General features: G+C 67.8%; 20 protein-coding genes and 1 tRNA gene. 11 read left to right on the top strand and 10 right to left on the bottom strand.

The features are described from left to right. Positions 1-66 precede the first annotated feature (66 nt). Entirely contained in the window at positions 67-528 is a 462-nt protein-coding gene (locus tag ACFSXZ_RS15640) for a DUF6328 family protein (RefSeq protein WP_378265746.1), read from the top strand. On the opposite strand, the gene ACFSXZ_RS15635 is transcribed toward ACFSXZ_RS15640, so the two are convergent. After that, a complete protein-coding gene (locus ACFSXZ_RS15635; protein ID WP_378265745.1) occupies positions 529-813 on the bottom strand; it encodes a DUF3040 domain-containing protein in 285 nt (94 codons plus the stop codon). Positions 814-978: 165 nt separating this feature from the next. Between ACFSXZ_RS15635 and ACFSXZ_RS15630 the strand changes: the two genes are divergently transcribed. From ACFSXZ_RS15630 to ACFSXZ_RS15620, 3 genes are all read left to right on the top strand, one after another. Next, positions 979-1,128, top strand: a complete 150-nt coding sequence (locus ACFSXZ_RS15630) for a hypothetical protein (RefSeq protein ID WP_378265744.1) — start codon at positions 979-981, stop codon at positions 1,126-1,128. A 42-nt stretch (positions 1,129-1,170) separates the two neighbouring features. Further along, positions 1,171-1,908 carry a dienelactone hydrolase family protein gene (locus tag ACFSXZ_RS15625; RefSeq protein WP_378265743.1) on the top strand — a complete coding sequence of 246 codons (738 nt, stop codon included), beginning with the start codon at positions 1,171-1,173 and terminating at the stop codon, positions 1,906-1,908. 109 nt (positions 1,909-2,017) lie between these two features. Further along, positions 2,018-2,296 (top strand): DUF6295 family protein, encoded by a 279-nt coding sequence (locus tag ACFSXZ_RS15620; protein WP_378265742.1) that lies wholly within the window; start codon positions 2,018-2,020, stop codon positions 2,294-2,296. Between the two features lie 41 nt (positions 2,297-2,337). Here the strand turns inward: ACFSXZ_RS15620 and ACFSXZ_RS15615 are convergent, their stop codons facing one another. From ACFSXZ_RS15615 to ACFSXZ_RS15605, 3 genes are all read right to left on the bottom strand, one after another. Next, positions 2,338-3,342: a Gfo/Idh/MocA family oxidoreductase gene (locus ACFSXZ_RS15615; RefSeq protein WP_378265741.1), complete on the bottom strand. Its 1,005-nt coding sequence runs from the start codon at positions 3,340-3,342 to the stop codon at positions 2,338-2,340. A gap of 5 nt (positions 3,343-3,347) precedes the next feature. Further along, complete coding sequence (locus ACFSXZ_RS15610) at positions 3,348-4,832, bottom strand: CoA-acylating methylmalonate-semialdehyde dehydrogenase (RefSeq protein ID WP_378265740.1); 1,485 nt, start codon at positions 4,830-4,832, stop codon at positions 3,348-3,350. Between the two features lie 67 nt (positions 4,833-4,899). Continuing rightward, positions 4,900-5,172 carry a PASTA domain-containing protein gene (locus ACFSXZ_RS15605; protein ID WP_378265739.1) on the bottom strand — a complete coding sequence of 91 codons (273 nt, stop codon included), beginning with the start codon at positions 5,170-5,172 and terminating at the stop codon, positions 4,900-4,902. Positions 5,173-5,239: 67 nt separating this feature from the next. On the opposite strand from ACFSXZ_RS15605, the gene ACFSXZ_RS15600 reads away from it, so the two are divergent. Continuing rightward, positions 5,240-6,343 carry a M50 family metallopeptidase gene (locus ACFSXZ_RS15600; protein WP_378265738.1) on the top strand — a complete coding sequence of 368 codons (1,104 nt, stop codon included), beginning with the start codon at positions 5,240-5,242 and terminating at the stop codon, positions 6,341-6,343. A 93-nt stretch (positions 6,344-6,436) separates the two neighbouring features. Beyond that, entirely contained in the window at positions 6,437-7,510 is a 1,074-nt protein-coding gene (locus tag ACFSXZ_RS15595; protein ID WP_378265737.1) for an LLM class flavin-dependent oxidoreductase, read from the top strand. A gap of 30 nt (positions 7,511-7,540) precedes the next feature. On the opposite strand, the gene ACFSXZ_RS15590 is transcribed toward ACFSXZ_RS15595, so the two are convergent. Beyond that, a complete protein-coding gene (locus tag ACFSXZ_RS15590) occupies positions 7,541-10,312 on the bottom strand; it encodes a penicillin acylase family protein (protein ID WP_378265736.1) in 2,772 nt (923 codons plus the stop codon). A gap of 109 nt (positions 10,313-10,421) precedes the next feature. Then, positions 10,422-10,826, bottom strand: a complete 405-nt coding sequence (locus ACFSXZ_RS15585; protein WP_378265735.1) for an SPW repeat protein — start codon at positions 10,824-10,826, stop codon at positions 10,422-10,424. Positions 10,827-10,899: 73 nt separating this feature from the next. Between ACFSXZ_RS15585 and ACFSXZ_RS15580 the strand changes: the two genes are divergently transcribed. The 5 genes from ACFSXZ_RS15580 to ACFSXZ_RS15560 all read left to right on the top strand — a co-directional run bounded on the left by ACFSXZ_RS15580 (position 10,900) and on the right by ACFSXZ_RS15560 (position 14,599). Beyond that, positions 10,900-11,415, top strand: coding sequence for a nitroreductase family protein (locus ACFSXZ_RS15580; RefSeq protein ID WP_378265734.1), 516 nt, complete (start codon positions 10,900-10,902; stop codon positions 11,413-11,415). Between the two features lie 218 nt (positions 11,416-11,633). Continuing rightward, positions 11,634-12,761, top strand: a complete 1,128-nt coding sequence (locus tag ACFSXZ_RS15575) for a sensor histidine kinase (RefSeq protein ID WP_378265733.1) — start codon at positions 11,634-11,636, stop codon at positions 12,759-12,761. Continuing rightward, positions 12,754-13,440, top strand: a complete 687-nt coding sequence (locus ACFSXZ_RS15570) for a response regulator (RefSeq protein WP_378265732.1) — start codon at positions 12,754-12,756, stop codon at positions 13,438-13,440. The genes ACFSXZ_RS15575 and ACFSXZ_RS15570 overlap by 8 nt, the downstream gene beginning before the upstream one ends. 60 nt (positions 13,441-13,500) lie before the next feature. Next, positions 13,501-14,397, top strand: coding sequence for a CPBP family glutamic-type intramembrane protease (locus ACFSXZ_RS15565; protein ID WP_378265731.1), 897 nt, complete (start codon positions 13,501-13,503; stop codon positions 14,395-14,397). Positions 14,398-14,526: 129 nt separating this feature from the next. After that, positions 14,527-14,599, top strand: a tRNA-Lys gene (locus tag ACFSXZ_RS15560). Between the two features lie 44 nt (positions 14,600-14,643). On the opposite strand, the gene ACFSXZ_RS15555 is transcribed toward ACFSXZ_RS15560, so the two are convergent. The 4 genes from ACFSXZ_RS15555 to ACFSXZ_RS15540 all read right to left on the bottom strand — a co-directional run bounded on the left by ACFSXZ_RS15555 (position 14,644) and on the right by ACFSXZ_RS15540 (position 17,515). Continuing rightward, entirely contained in the window at positions 14,644-15,063 is a 420-nt protein-coding gene (locus ACFSXZ_RS15555; protein WP_378265730.1) for a type II toxin-antitoxin system VapC family toxin, read from the bottom strand. Next, positions 15,063-15,272, bottom strand: a complete 210-nt coding sequence (locus tag ACFSXZ_RS15550) for a hypothetical protein (protein ID WP_378265729.1) — start codon at positions 15,270-15,272, stop codon at positions 15,063-15,065. Before ACFSXZ_RS15550 ends, ACFSXZ_RS15555 begins: the two co-directional genes overlap by 1 nt. A 140-nt stretch (positions 15,273-15,412) precedes the next feature. After that, positions 15,413-17,107 carry a recombinase family protein gene (locus ACFSXZ_RS15545; protein WP_378265728.1) on the bottom strand — a complete coding sequence of 565 codons (1,695 nt, stop codon included), beginning with the start codon at positions 17,105-17,107 and terminating at the stop codon, positions 15,413-15,415. Between the two features lie 177 nt (positions 17,108-17,284). Further along, positions 17,285-17,515: a hypothetical protein gene (locus ACFSXZ_RS15540; protein WP_378265727.1), complete on the bottom strand. Its 231-nt coding sequence runs from the start codon at positions 17,513-17,515 to the stop codon at positions 17,285-17,287. Positions 17,516-17,756: the final 241 nt, after the last annotated feature.

Raw genomic sequence — 17,756 nt, 5'->3', positions numbered from 1 at the left:
CCATGCCCGAACAGTCCATTGTGGATCGACGTGCCGAGTGTGGACCGGTTTCCTAGGCTGGAGGTCATGCCCGCCGATGACGAAGAGACACCGAAACAGCGCTTGGCGCGCAACGTCGGGGAGCTGATGAGCGAGCTGCGCGTGGCGCAGGCCGGTGTGCAGATCCTCTTCGGGTTCCTGCTCGCGGTGGTGTTCACCGCCCAGTTCCGGCAGGCCAGCGGCTTCGAGAAGGCGCTGCACCTGACCGCCGTGCTGCTCACCGTGGCGGCCACCGCGCTGCTGATGTCGCCCGCGGTCTGGCATCGCATCCTGTTCCGGACCGGGAGCCGGTGGAAGATCGTGGACACCGGCAACCGCGCCGCGCTCGCCGGCGTGGTGTGTCTCGCGGCGGCGGTCACGGTGACGGTGACGCTGATCGCCAAGGTGGTCTACGGGGGCGTGGCGATGGCCGTGGTGGGCGGTCTGACGGGTTTGTTGTTCGTGGTCATGTGGTTCGTCGTCCCGCGTGTCCTCACCCACCGGAAATAATCACCCGAGACGGTGGAGCCACGTTCGCCAGAGAATCGCTGTCGGCACCACCGCGGCGAGCACCGTGCCCAGCGCGATCAGGAGGGGTGAGTGTGTCTGCGCGGCCGCGACCAGCACGAAGAGACCGGCCACCGGCGAGAGGAACACGCCGAGTATGGCCAGCACCACACCTGTGATCCGCATCGGCCGCAGCTCGGCGAGCCGCTGGGCCAAGCGCGGATTCTCCTCGGCCAACTGCCGCTCGATCTCGGACAGTCGCCGCTGCTCTTCACCGTGAAGTGCCATCGCGCACCGCCTCTACCCCCTCATTATGAGCCTGGACGGGTCCTGTTGTCATGACGGCGATCTGTGTGAAGTTTTGGCTGTTGCCGTCCGATTGCTCACGGTGAGTAGGTATGATTACCGCGTGTCAACACTCTTGCGGCAGAAAAGCGAGGGGGCAGTACCGCCATGAGCGTGACCGAGCAGGACCCGGAGACCACACCGATCTTCGCCGCGCTGGCCGAGGAGTTCGGCCTCGAGAAGCTCTTCGACGAAAGCCCGGACGAAGAGCCCGCGGCGACGGTCGTCGACGCCCACGCCGAGGGGCCAGGCGCCTGAACACCAGGTGACCGTCCTTCCCCGTCGTGAAAGGCTGCGGGCATGAAGGACGCGATCCAGGCCGGCACGATCACCATCACCGGCCACGCTGACGACGAGATAGAGGCCTACCTGGCCAAACCGCTCGACCCGGGGTCACGAGGTGGCGTCGTGGTGATCCACCACATGCCCGGGTACGACGCGGCCACGAAGGAAATCGTGCGCCGGTTCGCCGTGCACGGCTACCACGCCGTGTGCCCCAACCTGTACTCGCGGGAGGCACCGGGCGCGGACCCCGACGACGCGGCGGCGGCCGCCCGCGCCGCGGGCGGGGTCCCCGACGACCGGCTCGTCGGCGATGTCGGCGGCGCGGCGCGGTACCTGCGCGCGATGGACACCTCGAACGGCAAGGTCGGGGTGATCGGGTACTGCTCGGGCGGCAGGCAGGCGTTCCTCTCCGGATGCAGCCTCCCGCTGGAGGCCGCGGTCGACTGCTACGGCGCCTTCGTGGTCAAGGAGCCGCCGAAGGAACTGTCCTCGATGAAGCCCCTGCTCGGGCTCGCATCGGAACTGTCCTGCCCCTTGCTCGGACTGTTCGGCGCCGACGACAAGTTCCCGGCACCGGACGAGACCGCGGCGCTGTCCGCCGAGCTCGATCGGCTCGGCAAACCGCACGAGTTCCACACCTACGACAACGCCGGCCACGCCTTCTTCGCCGTCGACCGGCCCTCCTACCGGCCCACCGCCGCCGTCGAGGGCTGGCAGCGCGTGTTCGAGTTCTTCGGCAAGCACCTTCACTGATCCGACCGAAAGCAGGCGGAGACGGTCCGCAGCTGAACTGCTTGGGAAACCCGTTTCCGCCGTGGCTGCCGTCGGATTGGTGAAGAACGACACTGTAAGGGGAACGCCCATGTGCACATACCAGACCGAGAAGTTCGAGGTCGACGGCAGTGGAAAGGCCGCGAAGGGCTGGTTTTCGCTGTCCCACGCGACGGTCTACGTCGATCACCCTGTCCACGCGCCCTACGGGCACACCGTCAACATCGACTTCCTGAACCCGGACCAGGGTCCGTCGGCGCGCGTTCCCGTGGAACTGACCGAGGAAGCCGCGCTGGCCCTCGCGGACGCCATCCACCGCGCCATCGCCGCGGCGCCACCCGGTCTCGCTTCCGCCCACGCGGACGCCTGACGGCCGATGGGGAACTCGCCGTTCGGCGAGTTCCCCATCGTTCAGCCGTAGAACGCCGGCCGCTTGTCGAGGAGCACGGGCAAGACCTCGCCCGAACCCAGCGACTCGGCCGCCGCGTCGGTGACGGCCGCGACGGCGTAGCCGTCCCAGGAATCCGGTCCCGAGGCCCGGCCTTCTCGAACCGACGCGACCCACTCGATCAACTCGTCGTCGAAGGCGGCGGCGAAACGCTCGCTCCAGTCCTGGAGAACCGGGGTCCGGAGCCGCGCGCCGCTCCGCACCCAGACATCGGCCGGATGCGGAAGCTCCACCGTCCCCATCTCGCCGACCACCTCGCAACGGATGTCGTAGCCGTACTGGCAGTTGACGAACACTTCGAGGTCGACGCGGACTCCGGAAGCGGTCTCGAACAGCATGAACTGCGGATCCTGGAGGTGTTCGAACCTCCTCGACGTCCGCCTTGGACTGATCACCTGTGCCGAGACGACCTCGTCGTCGAGCAGCCAGCGGATGAGGTCGATCTCGTGCACGGCCGTGTCCCTGATGGCCATCTCCGAGTGATAGGTCTCCGGCGCGGTCGCGTTGCGGTGCACGCAGTGCATGAGCAGCGGTGTGCCGATTTCGCCGGACGCGAGGACCTCCTTCATGGCCCGATAACCCGCGTCGTGGCGACGCATGAAGCCGACCCGCACCAGCCTGCGGCCGGACGACTGCTCGGCCTCGACGATCCGCAGCCCGTCCGCGGCCGTGGTGACCATCGGTTTCTCGGTGAACACCGGTTTTCCGGCGTCGATCGCGGCCAGAAGGTAGTCCGCGTGCGTCGGGCCCCACGACGTGACCAGGACCGCGTCGACGTGTGGGTCGGTGACGACGTCAAGGCCGCTGGGCAGGACCCGCGCCCCGGCGCCGGACGCGACCTCGCCGGCCCGGGCCGGGTCGATGTCGGCCACCGCGACCACTGCCGCTCCCGGCACGCGCGCACCGATGCGGCGGACGTGGTCCGCACCGATCGCGCCGGCGCCGATGACTCCTATGTGGACAGTCATGCCGGCTATTCGGACGCCGGGAAACTGAATCGCGCCCGTGCGTGCGGCCAGCGGCTCGTCACGACCTTGGCCCGCGTGTAGAACCGGACGCCTTCGGGGCCATGGATGGGACTGTCGCCGATCAGCGAGTCCTTCCAGCCGCCGAAGGAGTAGTACGACATCGGGACCGGGATCGGCACGTTGACACCGACCATGCCGACCTTCACCGCGCGCTGGAACCGGCGGGCCGCGTCACCGCTGGAGGTGAAGATGGCGGTGCCGTTCCCGTAGGGGTTCGCGTTGATCAGCGCGATGGCCTCGTCCACGGTGTCGCACCGCACGACGCTGAGCACCGGACCGAAGATCTCTTCACGGTAGGCGTCCATGTCCGTGGTGACGTGGTCGAGGATGGACGGGCCGACGAAAAAGCCGTCCTCGTGGCCGTCGACGGACAGCCCGCGCCCGTCCACGACCACCGTCGCGCCCTGCTCGGCGCCGGTCGCCACGGCGTTGACCACCCGTTCCTTGGCCGCCCGCGTCACCAGCGGTCCCATGTCGCTGGACGGTTCGCTCCCCGGCCCGACCTTGACCTCGCCCGCCTTGCGCTCCAGCACCTTGACCAGGGCGTCCGCCGCGTCACCAACGGCCACTCCCACGGAGACCGCCATGCAGCGCTGGCCCGCCGAGCCGAAGGCGGCCGCGGTGAGCTGGTCCGCGGCGAACTCCAGATCCGCGTCCGGCAGGACGACAGCGTGGTTTTTCGCACCGCCCAGCGCCTGGACTCGCTTGCCGGTGGCGCTCGCGCGCTCGTGTACGTACTTCGCGACGGGGGTGGATCCGACGAACGAAACCGCGGCGATGCCGGGGTGATCGAGAATGGCGTCCACGGCGACCTTGTCCCCCTGGACCACGTTGAAGACGCCGTCGGGCAGTCCCGCTTCGGCATACAGTTCGGCGACCATCCGGGACACCGACGGGTCGCGTTCGCTGGGCTTGAGGACGAACGTGTTGCCGGTGGCGATCGCCATCGGGTGCATCCACAGCGGCACCATGATCGGGAAGTTGAACGGGGTGATGCCCGCGCACACGCCGAGGGGCTGGCGGAAGCCGTAGACGTCCACGTCGCTGGAGACCTGGTCGGAGAAACTTCCCTTGAGAGCTTCCGCGATGCCGCAGGCGTATTCCACCACTTCCCGGCCGCGGACGATCTCACCGCGAGCGTCGTCGATCACCTTGCCGTGCTCGCTGGAGATGATCCGGGCCAGTTCGTCCTCGTGGCGGACCAGCAATTCCCGGAAGGCGAACATCACCCTGGCCCGCCGGGTGAGCGAGGAGTCGGACCACAACGCGAAGGCCTTTGCCGCCGCGGCGACCGCGGTGTCCACATCGGAGGGTTCCGCGAGCAGGACGTCGGCCTGCCGCCGGCCGGTCGCGGGATCGTAGACCTCTCCGGTGCGCGTCGACCCGCCCCGGGTCGTCGTCCCGTCGATCCAGTGTTCGATGGTCCTCATCCGATCGCTCCCGAAGTGTCGAAGGGTGCCGCCACCGCATCCACACTGGAGGGCGCGGACGCGGTTTTCAAGCCGGTTGAAGAGCCGACTCGGTGGGCGAAGGCGGAACGGGATCCGCGGGGGCGTCCGGGCCGAGCTGGGTCCACAGGACGACTTCGCTGCCCTCTTCGGCGCCCGCGGTCGCGACCGGAACCTGCGCCACGACCACGCCGGGGCCCGGTTCTTCGTCGCCGTCGGGCCCCCGGGGAACCAGACCACGGCGGCGGACGATCTCGCACGCGTCCTCGGAACCCAACCCCACCACATCGGGCACTTCGGTCACCGGACGGCGTCGGCGCATGGCTCAAGTCTAGGCGGTTCACCGGCGAGGAACGCGCGCTTGACGCCACGGGTGCGAAAGTGGGCGCGTGCTGGCGTATGCGCTCGGGGTGGGCTTGTTCGTACTGGGCATCTGTGTATCCGTGGCGCTCCACGAGGCGGGCCACATGCTGACCGCGAAGGCGTTCGGCATGAAGGTCCGCCGGTTCTTCGTGGGCTACGGGCCGACGGTGTTTTCGTTCCACCGTGGTGAGACCGAGTACGGCCTCAAATGGCTTCCCTTCGGCGGTTTCTGCGACATCGCCGGAATGACCGCGCTCGACGAGGTGACACCGGCGGAATCGCCGCGTGCGATGTGGCGGTTCAAGGCGTGGAAGCGCACGGTCGTGATGGCGTCGGGTTCGGCCGCGCATCTCCTCCTCGGCTTCGTGCTGCTCTACACGATGGCCGTCACGATGGGGCTGCCGAACGTCACGGGGAGCCCCGACGTGGCGGCGGTGACCGGCGGTGCGCCCGCGCAGGCGGCCGGTATCCGGCCGGGGGACCGGATCATGGCGGTGGCCGGACAGTCGACTCCGACCTACGGCGACGCGATCACCCGGATCCACCAGTCGGCCGGTCCGATCACCGTCGAAGTCCGGCGGGACGGCCGGTCCGTTCCGGTGACGGTCGATGTCCGCGATGGTGCGATCGGCGTGACCTTCGCGCGGATGTACGCCTATGGGCCGGTCACCGGAATCAGGGGAGCCGCGGAGTTCACCGGCCGCATGTTCGGCGAGACCTGGCAGCGGATGCTGGAACTGCCCGGACGGATTCCCGCGGTGGTGCACTCGATCTTCGGCGGCGAGCGCGACCCGAACAGCCCGATGAGCGTGGTGGGGATGAGCCGCGTCGGCGGTGAGGCCGTGCAGCAGGGGCTTTGGCCGCTGTTCCTCCTGCTCCTGGCGAGTTTCAACTTCTTCATCGGGGTGTTCAACCTGCTGCCGCTGCTCCCGATGGACGGTGGGCACGTCGCCGTGATCTGGTACGAACGGATCCGCGACGCGGTACGCGGGCTGTTCGGCAAGGCCGCCGCAGGCCCGGTGGACTACTCACGGTTGGCGGGCGTGACCATGGTGCTGGTGTTCGCCGGCGCGGCGGTGACGCTGCTGACCGTCGCGGCCGACGTGGTCAACCCCGTCCGTCTCAGCTAGTAGCCCCACCCGTCTCCCACCACCACCCTCAACGGACGCGCTTCGCGCGGCCGTACATATTTGAACACGCAACTAACCGGGTAGGCTGGGTTGATGCAGTTCGGAATCTTCAGCGTGGGTGATGTCACGCCCGACCCCACGACCGGTACCACGCCGACCGAGCACGAGCGGATCAAAGCGATGGTCACGATCGCGCTGAAGGCCGAAGAAGTGGGGCTCGACGTGTTCGCCACCGGCGAGCACCACAACCCGCCGTTCGTGCCGTCGTCACCGACGACCATGCTCGGTTACATCGCGGCGAGGACCCAGCGGCTCATCCTGTCCACCGCCACCACGCTGATCACCACGAGCGACCCGGTGAAGATCGCCGAGGACTTCTCGATGCTGCAGCACCTGGCCGACGGCCGGGTCGACCTGATGCTGGGGCGCGGCAACACGGCGCCGGTCTATCCGTGGTTCGGGCAGGACATCCGGCAGGGCATCCCGCTGACCGTGGAGCACTACGGGCTGCTGCATGCGTTGTGGCGCAACGAAGTGGTGGACTGGGAAGGCAAGTTCCGCACGCCGCTACGGCAGTTCACCGCCACGCCCCGGCCGCTGGACGGCGTGCCGCCCTTCGTGTGGCACGGTTCCATCCGCAGCCCGGAGATCGCGGAACTGGCCGCGTACTACGGCGACGGCTTCTTCGCCAACCACATCTTCTGGCCCAAGGAACACTTCATGCGGCTCATCGGGCTCTACCGCGAGCGCTTCGCGCACTACGGGCACGGCACTGGAGAACAGGCCATCGTCGGCCTGGGCGGTCAGGTCTTCATGCGCCGGAACTCGCAGGACGCGGTGCGCGAGTTCCGGCCGTACTTCGACCACGCGCCGGTCTACGGCGGTGGACCGTCGCTGGAGGATTTCACCGAGCAGACCCCGCTGACCGTGGGTAGCCCGCAGCAGGTCATCGACAAGACGCTGACCTTCCGCGAACACTTCGGTGACTACCAGCGCCAGTTGTTCCTGATGGACCACGCGGGGTTGCCGCTGAAGACCGTCCTGGAGCAACTGGACATGCTGGGCGAAGAAGTCATTCCGGTGCTGCGCAAGGAGTTCGGCGCCCGTCGTGCGCCGGGCGTCGCCGACCCACCGGTCCACCCGGCCGCCGCCGGGACCGCGCGGTAAGGCGTCGGCCCCGGCGGTTTCCGCCCCCCCTCAGCGGTGTCCGGCGAACTGCACCACCTGCTGGTAGGTGGGCCGGTTCTGCCAGGTGATCGAGGGATCGGTGACCCCGCCCAGCGGTCGCTGGATGATGGAGTCCGCACACCACTGGTCGCCCGCCGAGCAGGACGAGTCGCCGGGGTAGACCGTCGACGCCGGTTCGGCGCCGGCCTGGGTGAGACTGGTCAGCAGCGCCGTGCGGCAGGCGGAAAGGTCGCCCGCGCCGCAGTACGGCTGAGCCAACCCGTCCGCCACCGGCTGTCCGAGGACCGCGCGGAGGTCCTTGTCCACATAGGACCACCAGCCGATCTGGAACGAGGAACCCTTGTGGGAGATGGACTGGTTGATGCCGCTCGACCCCGAGGGGCCGTTCTGGCCGCCCGAGGGCGACTCGTTGATCTGGATCGCGCCGGTCATCGCGGTGAACAGGGCATCACCCATGCCGGGCTGGAACTCCGCCTGAGCCAGGAGCGGCCACCAGGCGTCCATCACTCCGATCGCGGCCGCGTCGGCGTAGGTCTTGCTGCCCTGCGAGGTTTCCACCCGCTTCGCCCCGTGGGAGAGCCAGGTCCGCAGTTGGGTCACCAGCGCGGCCTGCTTCGGGTCGGTCACCGGCTGGCTGGTGATCACCTTCAGTAGCGTGGGCAGCACGTCCTCACCGCGCAGGTCGGTCACCGCCGCGTCTTCCATCGCCTTGACCATGTCCGCCCGGCTGATCTTCTGGCCACTGGTCACCAGGGAGTGCACCCGCGAGTCGAGCAGGTTCGACCGGTGCACGCTGCCCTCACCGAAGCCGCCCGCGGTGTAGTCCAGCGCCTGCTTGTTGTTCCAGGAGATGTAGTAGTCCTGGCCGACCGAGTTCGGGTGCTCGGCGGGGGTGGTGTAGTCGGAGGTGAAGGTGCCGGGGTTCCAGTTCACCCACTCGTACTGACTCGAGACCGGCAGGTTGGGATCCACAGTGGACGGTCGAACCGGGTTCCAGCCGGAGTTGTAGTAGGCGGTTTCGGTCGAGTTCACGTAGAACCAGTTGAACGTGTAGTTGATGTGCGAGGCCGAGTCCTGGAACTGCGCGGCGCTCGCCATGTGGTCCGGATCGTTGAACATCTGGAAGCCGATGATCGACGAGGCCTCATGCTGGTAGCTGGACCGCTGGCTGGTGTAGGCCACCGGCGCGCCGTTCATGGTCGCGCGGTACTGCACCAGTCCGAACTTCGTCCGGTAGACGATCAGCTTGTACGAACCGGCCGCGGTGCTGTCGGCCAGTGTCGGGCTCCACGAGTCGTCGACCTCCAACGGTTCCATCGCGACGCACTGTCCGTTGTAGAGGTAGTGGTCGGAGTTCTTGTCCGCCGCCGAGCCGTCGGGACGGCACAGCGGCACCGCGAAGGTGTCGGTGACGTCCTGTCCCGCCGAGGTCGCGCTCCACGAGTAGTCCTGGCCGCGGCCGAGTTCGACGTAGAAGTTGGTGCCGGCGAAGGAGACACCGCGGGCGCTGATCCCGGGTCCCTGCAGCTCCTCCAGCATCAGAAGCTGCGGCGCGAAATATCCGGTCTGGGGGCCGAAGACGGCGATCGGATGGCCGTCGTCGGTGTACTTCCCGGAGACCACGAGGGCGTTCGACATACCGTGCTTGGCGGACAACAGGTTCCCCGGAAGCACACCGGCCGCCGTCGACGTGGAACTCTTCGCCGAGCCGGTGGGGTCGTAGATCTCCTGCTGGGGAGACACCGATCCGGGGTCGGGCATGGCCACGGCCTGTGGTGAAGCCGGGCTCGCCGCGTACGGGAAACGCTGTCCATTGTGGATTGTCAGGTCCGCCTCGGCGTCGTTCTCCTCGCGGAACGAGCGCCACACCTGGTCACCGACGGTGGTGCCGTACCGCGCGTCGGCCGCCTGTTTGACCAGAGCCGACTGCACCTCCCCGCCGCCACCGGTGCCGAACAACGCGCCCACCACGCTGGCGATCGCGATCAGGTCCGTGGGCTTGAACGGCTCGATGCCGCCCGCGTTGGTGATCGGGTCGACGTGGCCGGTCAGGTCGTATTCACCGGGGAAGTAGCGACCCTGGTACGCCTGCTTGATGTAGGTGTTGAGGCCGTCGATGTAGGAATTGATGTCGGCGAAGGCCTGTGCGCCCGCGGCGCCGCTGTTGGCGATGGTGGTGACCTGGTTCTGCAGGTCCTGCTCGGTGTACGGGGCCGCGGCCCAGAACTCCTGCTCGAGCTGGCGGTTGGCCTCCGCGCCGCCGGCGAAGCCGCTCAGCTGCCCGCGCCCGACATGACGGAAGACGTCCATCAGCCACAACCGGTCCTGCCCCGCCGCGTACCCGGCGCCGAACTCGGTACCGGAGCGGGTCTGGCCGTAGACGTGCGGGACGCCGAGCGCTTTGTCGCGCACGATCGTCACATCGGAACGAGGCTGGACGCTGCTCGCGACCTGGTCGGAGGGAACGCCGAAGGACGCGTCACCGAAGAACTGGTTGATGGTCGCGTTGGTGACGGAGCCGTACTTGTTGGCGAGGGTGCCGTAGGTGGAGAGCTGATCGTCCGTGTGCGGAGGCCTCGTTCCGAGCGCCCTGTTGGCGAGAATGTCGGCCAAGGTCGCGTTGCCGTTCTCGCCGGGCGGAAGAATGTCGGCGCAGTGCCCGCCGCAGTAGTCGTTCGACTGGGCCGCCTGGGCCGGAATGCCGGACCCTCCGATCGCGACGGTCAGTCCGGTGACCGCGGCGACGGAGACCACCGCCATCCCGCGAGCTCTTCCGGGCATTGCCCCCTCCTCCGTACGCCGGGCACGACACTGTGCGATGGGTCACGCTACCCCGGAGTAGGGAAATCCCGAAAGTCCCTCATGTTTAGTTGCTACGAACGGCTGACGCCTATGGTTCGACGGGTGTGGGCCGACTCGCCGACAGCGCCAGGGCGATCCCGGCCACCACCACGACAGCGCCGACGATCACGTTGTTCAGCCACGCCCCGGTGGTCAGCGAGGGCGCGCCCGGGAGATCCATCGGGACGACCCCCGACCCCTGGTAGATCGCCCACGGCGACCCGATCACCCAGCCACCGATGACCGGGATCACCCAGGCGATACCGGTCAGCAGGTGCGTCGGCCGGGCGAAGCCGACCGCCAGCAGGGCCAGCGCCAGCCCCGTGATGGTGTTGCTCGCGGCGATGCTGAACTGCCCCGCGGTTTCCACCACCCACGGCGAAAGCACAAGGTAGAGACCGGCCAGGAAGACAAGGCCGGCCGGCATGCCCACCCGTGCGCTCTGTGACGTCATGGTCACTCACCTCCTGGGTACCGAGTTCCCGGCGACCCGGTTTCCATGCGACCCGATCGGGTACGGCGGACAAATGGACACTTGGGACGCGATCCGGGCACGGCGAAATGTCCGGGAATACACCGACCAGCCGATAGCGAAGCAGGACCTCGAACGCATCCTCGAGGCCGGACGTCGTGCACCGTCGGCGTCGAACTGGCAGCCGTGGGACTTCGTGGTCGTCACCGACCGGGACCAGCTGCGGGAACTGTCCGGCGTGTGGCAAGGAGCGAGCCACATCGCCGGCTCGGCCGCCACCATCGCCCTCGTCGCACCCGTTCCCCAAGACGAGGGGCAACGCGACCGAACCCAGTACGACCTCGGCCAGGCGACGATCATCCTCATGCTGGCCGCGGCCGACCTGGGCATCGGCAGCGGCCATTCCGCCGTCGCCGACCAGCCGCTCGCCCGCCGGATCCTCGGCCTGCCCGAGGACAGGATGTGCGCCTACCTGATCGCACTCGGCCACCCGTCCGGACGCCCCCTCCGGCCGATCAAGCACCCCAACCGCCGCGATTTCGACTCGGTCGTCCACTGGGACCGGTGGTGACCTGCCCCGCTGCCTCCCGGGAAGGCCGTTCGCCGGCGACGGTTGGTGGTCTGAGCCTTCTTGGTAGAGCCGGGATTTGTTGAATTTGTCGAGCCGCATTCTCGGGTGAAATCGCCGTTCGGGAAATTCCGCGGCGATCGTGTTCGTTGATGGCTCGTAAAAGCCCGGCGGTGGATACTTCCCGTGTGGGAGAGCGAGTTCGGTCGATCGGACGGTGGATGACCACTCGGCATCCGACGGCCTGGGATGCGGTCATCGGGGCTGCCTGCTTTCTGGTGACAGTCGCCGGGCCCGGGGTGATCAGCGATGCTCGCCCGGTCGTGCTGATCTTCGCCGCGGTGTCCGCTCTTCCGCTGACGTGGCGACGGCGGGCTCCCCTGCCGGTGGCGCTGGTGTGCGGGGTCGGCTCGATCGGGCTGATGGTGGCGCACGGGAACGTGGACTGGCCCTACGGTCAGCTTGTCGCGACCTACACGGTCGCCGCGCACGGCTCGGTCGCGGCCCGCGTCGTCCTGGCGGCCGGCACCGTCGCGGGTGTGGTTTTCACGCAGCAGACCTTGGAGAAGGCACCCGGGTCGATCCTCACGTCGGGCGGCGTGTTCGCGACCGCGTTCGCCATCGGCGTCGCCGCTCGGGCGCGCCACGACCGAATCGCGCTGCTGGAGGAGCGCGCGCTGCGACACGCGGAGGAACGCGAAAAAGCTGCCGCCCACGAACGAGAGGCCATCGCCCGGGACATGCACGACATCCTGGCCCACTCGATGACTCTCATCGCGGTGCAGGCTGAGGCGGGTCCGCTGCTCGTGCATCGCGACCCCGATCGGGCCGCCCGCGTCTTCGACACGATCTCCGACACGGCGCACGACACGCTCGTCCAACTGCGCGGCACGCTTGGCGTCCTCCGTGCGGGGCGCGGCGAACGTGCCCCGCACCCGGATTTGACGGGAATCGCGGCGTTGGCCGAACGTGCCCGCAGCGCGGGTCTGGCCGTCACCGTCGCCGAGGACGGTGAACCGGAGACGGTCGTGCCGGAGGTCGCCGTCGCGACTTACCGGTTGGTGCAGGAGTCCCTGACCAACGTGGTGCGGCACGCCGGGGCCACCACCGTCAGGATCGGGCTCGACTGGTCACCGACGCGGTTGCGGGTCGAGATCGCCGACGACGGACATGGCGCCTCCGTGAGCACAGGTGGCCATGGACTGATCGGCATGCGTGAGCGGGTCACCGCATGCGGTGGCGCCTTCCACGCCGGTACTTCCCCGTCAGGCGACGGATTCGTCGTCACCGCCACGTTCGCTTTGCCGGCGCGCGCCACCGCGTTGCGGTCCGGGGCCGTCGATGAGTGAGGGGCTTCGAGTGCTGGTCGCGGACGACCAGGTGCTGGTGCGTGACGGGTTCTGCGTGATCCTCGACGCGCAACCGGACATGACGGTTGTCGGGGAGGCCGGGGACGGAGAGGAAGCGATCCGGGCCGCCCTCGCACTGCGCCCGGATGTGGTGCTGATGGATGTGCGCATGCCGAACAAGAGCGGGATCGAGGCCACCGCGGAAATCTGCGCCGCCACCGACGCCAAGGTTCTGATGCTGACCACCTACGACCTCGACGAATACGTCTACGACGCGCTTCACGCCGGGGCCAGCGGCTTCGTGCTCAAGAACATGCGGCGGACCGAACTGGTCAGTGCGGTACGGACGATCGCCGCAGGTGACTCGCTGCTGGCGCCCAGCGTCACCCGCCGCTTGATAGCGAACATGACCGAACGCACCGCTCCGGCCCAAAGACCCGCTGCGGCATTGGTGACCGTGTTGGCATCACTGACCGCGCGCGAGACGGATACGTTGCGCCTGGTCGCGCAGGGCCTGTCCAATGCCGAGATCGCGACACGGCTGCATGTCACCGAGAACACCGTCAAGACCCACATCAGCAGGACGTTGACCAAACTCGGGCTGCGTGACCGAGTGCAGGCGGTCGTCTTCGCGTACGAGTCGGGTCTGGTCGTGCCGGGGATTCATCCTCAGGAATGACTCCAAAGATCACTCATGCCGGCGATCCGCGATGAGCGGACGGACAGGGAAGCTTCCGGCATGCTTCGCCGACTCTCCGGTGCCGGCCCGACCCGGCCCATCACCTTCTTGGCGCTCACCTTCGGATTCAGCTGGGGCGGGTGGGCGATCGCCCTCGCTCTCGGCGGCGACATCGCTGAACCGCTCGTGTACCTCCTCTACACCGTCGCTGCCTGCGGCCCTACCTTGGTCGCCTGGCTGCTCGCGCTCGCCGGCCGCCCCGGTACCCGGCAGGCCGGCCTGGCGGCGGTCGTGCGCTGGCTGCCTGCCGCACTGCTGGTCGGGCTCGCTCCCTCCGTCGGCGCGGCGGCGCTCGCACCGTTGTTCGGCGGCCCCGTGCTGGACCTGGGCCAGTTCGCCGGCCACGCGGCGGATGCCGGGGGATGGCTGCCGTATGTCGGACTCGCGCTGGTCACGGGGCCGCTGTCCGAGGAGTTCGGTTGGCGCGGTTACCTGCAGCCACTACTGCGCCGGACGATGTCGCCCCGGCGCGCCCCGTTGGTCATCGGCCCGATCTGGGGCCTCTGGCACCTGCCGCTGTTCTTCCTGGTCGGCACCAGCCAGCACGCGATGGGCCTGCTGACCGCACAAGGGCTCGGCTTTTTCGTGGTGATGGTGCTGCAGTCGGTGGGCCTGCTCTCCGTCAGTGAGAGGCTGCGCGGCGGGGTACCCGCAGCCGTGCTCCTGCACCTGGTCTTGAACATGTCGATCGTGCTGGTGCCCCTGGGGTCGCTCGCTGTGGCGCTCGTGTACCTCGGCATTCACGCGCTGGTCGCGCTGCTGCTACTGCGTTTCGCCCTGCCAGGCGCCGAGCGGCGCAAGAGCAGCCAGGCCGCGGGGCACCGGTGGCGGAAACCGCGTCGAACTCGCGCCACTGCCCGACGGCAGGATCACACTGCGGAACAGCAACCAGCCTGAAGCAGGGTCGTCCGCCCACGCCCGCCGAGAGCGCCGCGTGGACCAAGGGGCTGCAGCGCGGGCGATCTCGACTCAGTGTGACGGGACGCTGATGGAGGTCATCCGGCAACCCGCTATGCTCATGACGACGGGCCGTTAGCTCAATTGGTAGAGCTGTGGACTTTTAATCCATAGGTTCCGGGTTCGAGCCCCGGGCGGCCCACGTCTCGATTTGCCAGGGCGGTCAGTCTCTCCTGGCGGGACACGTCAGGGCAGTAGGGTGAATGCCTTGACGTGTCGTGGGCGGACCACCGTGAAGTGTCGGAGATCGAGGGTTGCGATCTCGTCCACCTCCAGCCGTTCGGCGAGGGCGATCACTGATGCGTCGCTGGTCCCGAGTGGTAGGTCGTGGTATTGCTCGACCAGTTCGGCCATGCGGGAGTAGTCGGCGGTCGTCAGTTCGACGGGGATGAAGTCGCGGTCGGCCAGTGCGCGGAGGAAGAAGGCTTCGGTCTTCGCTCCTCCCTTGATTCCCAGCAGGTAGCCGACCTCGGCGACGATCGGGGAGGGCAGCAGGAGTTGCCGGTTGGCCAAGCGCAGGCCGGTGAACAGCTCCACGCACCGGTGGTAGTTCGGGTCCTTGTACAGCGCGGCCGCAACGATGGGAGCCGTGTCGCAGATGATCACTATCGGCCGAAGCCCTCTCGCAGCAGGTCGTCGGCCTGCTCGGCGATGCTCACACCGTCACCCGGGGCACTCCCGAAGAAGGCCGGAGGCCACGGCCGCTCGCGGACTGGCTGGAGGTGGCGCCGCAACTCGCGCAGGGCATCCGGCACCTGGTCGTCAGGGATTTCCTGGGCCAGGCGCATCAGCTCGTCACGCTCGGGGCTGCTCATGCTCATAAGTCTACGATGACCGCACCGCCGGATGCTGTAACCGAGGCCGGTCCGCGAACGTTGTTTCCGGTCAAGATCATCCCCCACAAAACGACGGCAAGCACCGAGACCTATCCGTCGGCAGTCAGTGTTTGCGTTTGCTATCCGGCGAGGTGAGGAGCACTGTCGGCAAGCAACGACAGACGACCACCGGGACGGCCATCTACTCCATGGGTTCCGGGTTCGAGCCCCGGGCGGCCCACCGATTTAGTCATTGTGCGAACCGCTGTGTCTGGGGTCGTTGCCGCTGGTTGAGCGGTGATGGCCCCTTCGTCGTCGGCGCGGGGTTGGGGGATCCGGAAGACGGGGATGAGCCGGTCGGGTCCGGTGATGGTGACTTTGGCGACCAGTGCTTCGACGAGGGCTTTGATCTGGTTGTGGGTGCCGGTGGCGATGATCTCCCCGATGTGATCGGCCACCGCTGTGAGGGCCGCAGGCTCGGGTGCGGCGGGTTCGGTATCAAGGGCAGCGGCGAGTTCGTCGCGGCGGGTCTGGAGTTGCTGGGTTTTCGCGCGGAGGTCGCTCAGGCGTTCGGCGAGGAGGTGGTCGTCGAGGGTGCCGTGTTCGAACGCGGTGAGGTACCGGTCGATCGCGTGCCCGGTCTTGCTGATCTCGACATCGATGGCCTCGATTTCGGTGTGCCGGTCGGCGTTGGCCGCGTGGTGTTGTTTCTGTTCGTGGGCGATGACCTCGTGGATGAGGGCATGTTGGGTGCGGTAGAAGGTGGCCAGGGCGTTGAGGATGGCGGTGTCGACGGCGTCGGCGTTGAGGCGTTTAGCGTTGCAGGTGGTGGCGTCGTAGCGGGCGCGGTTCCAGCAGGTGTAGTAGCGGTAGGTCTTGTTCCGTCCGGTAGCGCGGGTGCCGATCATGGGTTTGCCGCATTTGGGGCAGCGCAGGCGTCCGGTGAGGATGTAGTCCGACCCGGACGTGGCCCGGTGGGCTTGGGATTCGCCGCGGGTGTCGAGGATGGCTTGCGCCTGCTCCCACGTGGTGAGGTCGATGATCGGTGGGTGGGTGTCGGTGATGGTGTTGTCGCGGAAGGTCAGTTCGCCGAGGTAGGTGCGGTTGTTGAGGGCGCGGATGACTTGGTGGCCTGACCATCGGCCGCCGGTGGTGGTGCGGTGGCCACGCTCGTTGAGGATTGTGGCGATGGCGCGGGTGCCCAGCCGTTGGCGGGTGTAGAGGCTGAAGATCAGCCGAACGATCACCGCTTCGTGCTCATCGACGGTCAACGTGTGGGTGGTGGGGTGGACTTGGTAGCCGTAGGGGCGTTTGCCGCCTTTCCATTTGCCTTTGGCGTGTTTGCGTTCCATGCCGGCGATGACGCGGTCGATGATGGTGTCGCGTTCGAACTGGGCGAACATGCCCAGCATCTGCACCAGCATGCGGCCCATCGGGGTGGAGGTGTCGAACGGTTCGGTGGCCGAGCGGAACACCACGCCGGTGGCGTCGAGGTCGTCGAGCAGCATGACCATGTCCCGCAGGTTGCGGGAGAACCGGTCGACCCGATACACCAGCAGCACATCGATCAACCCAGCTTTTGCCGCGGCGAGGGCGCGTTGGAGACCGGGGCGGTGGGTGGTGGCGCCGGAAGCGTCGTCGGGGAACCGGGCGACCAGGCGCCAGCCGGGTTGGGAGTCGATGTAGGCGTGCAGGCGGGTGTCCTGCGCTTCGATGGAGTAGGGCTGGTGATCATCGTCGGTGGAGCGCCGCACATAGATCCCCACCCGCACATCCTCACCGAGCAGTGTCATGGCGGCTTTCTTGCTGCGCCGCGCGGTCGTCGAACGCGCCATACGAACCCCCTCAATGCGGTATTTCCGCGTGTCCTGTGGCCGCCGGTACGGGCGGCCACAGGACGATCGCGGGTTATCGGACAATGACTGGTCTGGCGAGAAAGCACGGTTCACGGACCGGTTTCCCGCACCAATTATCGCTCTTGTTATCAGAAGGGGAAACGGAGCGCCGTGCCATTACGCGGCTTTCTCGGGTTTTTCTGTGGTGGTGTCGTGGTGGTTTCTCCATTGGGTGAGCAGCGTGGCGAGGGTGGTGATGGCGAGGTTGTGGTGTTGGGTGGTCATGGGTTCGGTGTCGATCCGTTCCACACGCCAGGTGTCCTGTGTGGACCGTCGGGTGGTGCGGAGTGGGAGCACGGTGGCGTTCTTGCCGCCGTGGCCGGTGTCGTGCTCGGAATGTTGGGGCATGTTGACACCTCGGTGCCCGCGAGCCGGTGTGGCGAAAGATCGCGGGCGCTGGTCGGGTGGTCACGGGTAAACCGTCGCTCGGCAGGACTCGCCAGCCCATCGTCACCAACACCCCTGGAACCCCCACGCGGGAGGGTTCGTGGCTGGGGTGGTGGCCGCGCCGTGACGCGCGATTCAAGAGCTGGCCGGGTCTACGCTGCTGCAACCGTGTGCCGCTTGGACTCCCTGACTGCCGTGGCGC

Origin of the sequence: Amycolatopsis pigmentata (genome assembly GCF_042684065.1) — a bacterium.
Classification (GTDB): Bacteria; Actinomycetota; Actinomycetes; order Mycobacteriales; family Pseudonocardiaceae; genus Amycolatopsis_E; species Amycolatopsis_E pigmentata.
The sequence above is the reverse complement of the archived record's forward strand: the minus strand, read 5'-3'. Positions and strand labels throughout refer to the sequence as shown.

Bases quoted from the DNA above. Each gene is read 5' to 3' on its own strand.
- ACFSXZ_RS15605 (WP_378265739.1), bottom strand. From the start codon at position 5,172: ATGCGCCGACGCCGTCCGGTGACCGAAGTGCCCGATGTGGTGGGGTTG.
- ACFSXZ_RS15580 (WP_378265734.1), top strand. From the start codon at position 10,900: ATGGACACTTGGGACGCGATCCGGGCACGGCGAAATGTCCGGGAATAC.
- ACFSXZ_RS15575 (WP_378265733.1), top strand. From the start codon at position 11,634: ATGACCACTCGGCATCCGACGGCCTGGGATGCGGTCATCGGGGCTGCC.
- ACFSXZ_RS15550 (WP_378265729.1), bottom strand. From the start codon at position 15,272: ATGAGCAGCCCCGAGCGTGACGAGCTGATGCGCCTGGCCCAGGAAATC.
- ACFSXZ_RS15620 (WP_378265742.1), top strand. From the start codon at position 2,018: ATGTGCACATACCAGACCGAGAAGTTCGAGGTCGACGGCAGTGGAAAG.
- ACFSXZ_RS15610 (WP_378265740.1), bottom strand. From the start codon at position 4,832: ATGAGGACCATCGAACACTGGATCGACGGGACGACGACCCGGGGCGGG.
- ACFSXZ_RS15570 (WP_378265732.1), top strand. From the start codon at position 12,754: ATGAGTGAGGGGCTTCGAGTGCTGGTCGCGGACGACCAGGTGCTGGTG.
- ACFSXZ_RS15635 (WP_378265745.1), bottom strand. From the start codon at position 813: ATGGCACTTCACGGTGAAGAGCAGCGGCGACTGTCCGAGATCGAGCGG.
- ACFSXZ_RS15585 (WP_378265735.1), bottom strand. From the start codon at position 10,826: ATGACGTCACAGAGCGCACGGGTGGGCATGCCGGCCGGCCTTGTCTTC.
- ACFSXZ_RS15545 (WP_378265728.1), bottom strand. From the start codon at position 17,107: ATGGCGCGTTCGACGACCGCGCGGCGCAGCAAGAAAGCCGCCATGACA.
- ACFSXZ_RS15625 (WP_378265743.1), top strand. From the start codon at position 1,171: ATGAAGGACGCGATCCAGGCCGGCACGATCACCATCACCGGCCACGCT.
- ACFSXZ_RS15595 (WP_378265737.1), top strand. From the start codon at position 6,437: ATGCAGTTCGGAATCTTCAGCGTGGGTGATGTCACGCCCGACCCCACG.
- ACFSXZ_RS15640 (WP_378265746.1), top strand. From the start codon at position 67: ATGCCCGCCGATGACGAAGAGACACCGAAACAGCGCTTGGCGCGCAAC.
- ACFSXZ_RS15590 (WP_378265736.1), bottom strand. From the start codon at position 10,312: ATGCCCGGAAGAGCTCGCGGGATGGCGGTGGTCTCCGTCGCCGCGGTC.
- ACFSXZ_RS15615 (WP_378265741.1), bottom strand. From the start codon at position 3,342: ATGACTGTCCACATAGGAGTCATCGGCGCCGGCGCGATCGGTGCGGAC.
- ACFSXZ_RS15565 (WP_378265731.1), top strand. From the start codon at position 13,501: ATGCTTCGCCGACTCTCCGGTGCCGGCCCGACCCGGCCCATCACCTTC.
- ACFSXZ_RS15630 (WP_378265744.1), top strand. From the start codon at position 979: ATGAGCGTGACCGAGCAGGACCCGGAGACCACACCGATCTTCGCCGCG.
- ACFSXZ_RS15540 (WP_378265727.1), bottom strand. From the start codon at position 17,515: ATGCCCCAACATTCCGAGCACGACACCGGCCACGGCGGCAAGAACGCC.